This window comes from Bilophila wadsworthia ATCC 49260 (assembly GCF_000701705.1).
Lineage (GTDB): Bacteria > Desulfobacterota > Desulfovibrionia > Desulfovibrionales > Desulfovibrionaceae > Bilophila > Bilophila wadsworthia.
In genome coordinates this window covers 1-1,262 of record NZ_JNJP01000191.1, presented here as the reverse complement: position 1 = coordinate 1,262, position 1,262 = coordinate 1, and the positions used below count along the sequence as shown (strand labels likewise).

1 rRNA gene is annotated in these 1,262 nt (G+C 51.3%); it reads right to left on the bottom strand.

What is annotated here, in order from left to right:
* Positions 1–1,207 (bottom strand): 23S ribosomal RNA (locus tag T370_RS0121970); the annotation flags it as partial.
* Positions 1,208–1,262: the final 55 nt, after the last annotated feature.

Sequence of the window (1,262 nt, the reverse complement as noted above, 5' to 3'; positions counted from 1 at the left end):
GATTGCCAAAGCTTCGGTACCATGCTTAGCCCCGTTACATTTTCGGCGCAGAGCCATTAGACCAGTGAGCTATTACGCTTTCTTTAAACGATGGCTGCTTCTAAGCCAACGTCCTGGCTGTCTAAACGGTTCCACTACCTTCACCACTGAGCATGGATTTGGAGACCTTAGCTGTTGGTCTGGGCTGTTTCCCTTTTGACGACGAACCTTCGCACCCGCCGTCTGACTCCCGGGATACGATTAAGCGGCATTCTGAGTTTGATAGAGTTTGGTAATCTGGTAGGACCCCTAGCTCTGTCAGTGCTTTACCTCCGCTAATCAATTCCCGAGGCTATACCTCAATATATTTCGGGGAGAACCAGCTATCACCGGGTTTGATTGACCTTTCACCCCTATCCACAAGTCATCCGGAACGTTTTCAGCCGTTGACGGTTCGGTCCTCCACAAGGCTTTACCCTTGCTTCAACCTGCTCATGGATAGATCACCCGGTTTCGGGTCTACTCCAACGTACTAGTCGGCCTATTAAGCCTCGCTTTCACTACGGCTACGCTTTCGCTTAACCTCGCACGGTAGAGTAACTCGCTGACTCATTATACAAAAGGCACGCGATCACTACCGAAGTAGCTCTCGCAGCTTGTAGGCAACAGGTTTCAGATTCTATTTCACTCCCCTAACAGGGGTTCTTTTCACCTTTCCCTCACGGTACTAGTTCACTATCGGTCGCTGAGGAGTACTTAGCCTTAGAGGATGGTCCCCCTAGATTCCCACGAGGTTCCACGTGCCTCGCAGTACTCAGGTACCGGCTGCGTCCTTTTCGGTTTCGAGTACGGGGCTATCACCCGCTGTGGCGGAGCTTTCCAGCTCACTTCCTCTGCCTACTCCAGAATCGCGTATGCCGGCCCTACAACCCCGAATGGTCGAAACCACCCGGTTTGGGCTCTTCCCATTTCGCTCGCCGCTACTTTGGGAGTCTCGTTTGATTTCTCTTCCTCCGGGTACTGAGATGTTTCACTTCCCCGGGTTGGCTTCTCTGGGCCTATATATTCAGCTCAGGATGATGGGACATGACTCCCATCGGGTTTCCCCATTCAGAAATCATCGGATCGTAGGATGTTTAGCTCCTCCCCGATGCTTATCGCAGCTTACCGCGTCTTTCATCGCCTCTCAGCGCCAAGGCATTCACCTGTTGCCCTTGATATCTTATTTCTCAAGAACTTTACTATTCCCTTCCCATTCCCCTATTCAATTGTAAATGAGCAGC